The organism is Brevundimonas sp. (assembly GCF_030682035.1).
In the GTDB taxonomy this organism is placed as follows: Bacteria; Pseudomonadota; Alphaproteobacteria; order Caulobacterales; family Caulobacteraceae; genus Brevundimonas.
This window is the reverse complement of the sequence record NZ_JAUXQZ010000008.1, coordinates 1-1,609: the sequence shown is the minus strand read 5'-3', so window position 1 is coordinate 1,609 and position 1,609 is coordinate 1. Positions and strand designations below refer to the sequence as shown.

General features: G+C 62.9%; 2 protein-coding genes. Both read left to right on the top strand.

The window, feature by feature from the left end:
• Positions 1-536 precede the first annotated feature (536 nt).
• On the top strand, positions 537-974 hold the full coding sequence (locus Q8K49_RS01815; RefSeq protein WP_305303720.1) for a hypothetical protein: 438 nt from the start codon (positions 537-539) through the stop codon (positions 972-974).
• Positions 975-1,031: 57 nt separating this feature from the next.
• Positions 1,032-1,379, top strand: a complete 348-nt coding sequence (locus tag Q8K49_RS01810) for a hypothetical protein (RefSeq protein ID WP_305303719.1) — start codon at positions 1,032-1,034, stop codon at positions 1,377-1,379.
• Positions 1,380-1,609: the final 230 nt, after the last annotated feature.

Below are 1,609 nucleotides of genomic sequence, written 5' to 3'. Positions count from 1 at the left end.
ACCAGCCAACGTTAGCATGTGCGACATCGGAGCGGGCCGCAGCTGGGCTGTGATGGCGAGGTACGAGCCGTTCACAGACCAGCGAGGACCCGCGGAGATGTCTTTTTTGGCGTAGCCAAAAAAAGCCCTGCGCACATGCCCGTGTTGGCTGGTCGGGTTGGGATCGTGTCTCGAGTGCGTCTCCGGCGTGCGACCGTCTCGCGGCCCGCTCTCGTCGAGGCGGATGGCCAACACAACGTCGTTTCCGCGAACGATGCCTCCCCCAGCCGATCGCGAACGGTTGGGTCTACGGTGCTCAACAAGGACTCCGCCGCGCTTTCGTATCGTGTTTCGAGCAAATTCTTCTGGCGCTCGAAACATCCCGTTGGGCTCCCGCCGAGCGTTTCGTTCTCGGACGAGGTCGCTCTCGTTCACGACGCCTCGTTGGTTAGAACACCGCCTGTTGAGAGGAGCGCAGTGCCGTCGGTGGTGGCGGCGACCACGCAGCCGCGCGTAGCAGAGTCTTGTGCGAGTAGAGTCGGCGCGTGCGCGTTGGGATGGCCGAAGACTTGTTTGAGACGGTGGGTGCGACCGCCCGCGCTCGTCATTTGGCGCCAGGGTTGCTCCATCTGACGCTGGCGGGCCGCATGGATGTTGAGGCCTTCGACTTCATCCACAGCACCGCGAATCCGCAGCTTGCTGCTGGCGGGATCACGATGTTTTTCGACACGGTAGCGATGACAGGATTTACCAACGAATTTCGTCTCCGCATGATGGCCTGGCAGCTGGAAACAAAAGGACGACAGTTCCAGGTGGTGCTCTTGCGCCACAGACTGGTCGCATTGGCAATCGCCGTGGCGAACAAGGTCGTCGGCGGCGGTGTCGTCGTCACGGCGGACCGAGATCACTTCGATCGTCTGCTTGCGGACGCAGTTCGCAGCCGGTTCCCCGAAGTTGAAGGCGGGGGAGTTAAATCGCATTTGCCGCGGCTGTAGGACCGTACTCCGCCGATCGTCCGAGCGACGTCTGGGGCGCGTCGCCGACAACCAGCCATGGGCTTTTTCACCAGCACATCGACGCGTACCTTCCACACCGCCGACAATCCCCAAGTCGCCAGGCGGATCGTTGACAACATGACCGTGCGGGATGGCGCCCCCAATGGCCTGCCGCCTGGCGTTCTGGCGACGCGAAGCCGTCCTGGCGAGTTCCTGGCCGCGTCTCCCGTTGCCGCGTTCCAGTCGACCTTCGACGTCAGACCGGACGGGCGCGGCGGCTCCTATGTCAGCGAGAGCAAGACAGCCTTCAGCCCCTTCCCGGGCATGGCCGTCGTCGCCGACAAGATTCACGACGTGGCCACAAACCCTCAGAGCGCCTACTGGAAGGCTCGCTCGCGGACCTGACCTCCGGACGGTCCGGCTCGCCACGACGCTCGCGCACTTGGCGACGTCCTGTCGCATGGTGCAGGAACGGCAGGCACCGAACCGCGCCCGTCGGCCACGGCACTCAGATGCTGAACAAGGACAATGGCGCGCTTTCGACGGGCGATGGACGTGCTCATTTTGCGTCTTTATCACAACCATAATGTCTTCGTCTTTTCTCAGACCAGCCAACGTTAGCATGTGCGACACCG

Bases quoted from the DNA above. Each gene is read 5' to 3' on its own strand.
- Q8K49_RS01815 (WP_305303720.1), top strand. From the start codon at position 537: ATGGCCGAAGACTTGTTTGAGACGGTGGGTGCGACCGCCCGCGCTCGT.
- Q8K49_RS01810 (WP_305303719.1), top strand. From the start codon at position 1,032: ATGGGCTTTTTCACCAGCACATCGACGCGTACCTTCCACACCGCCGAC.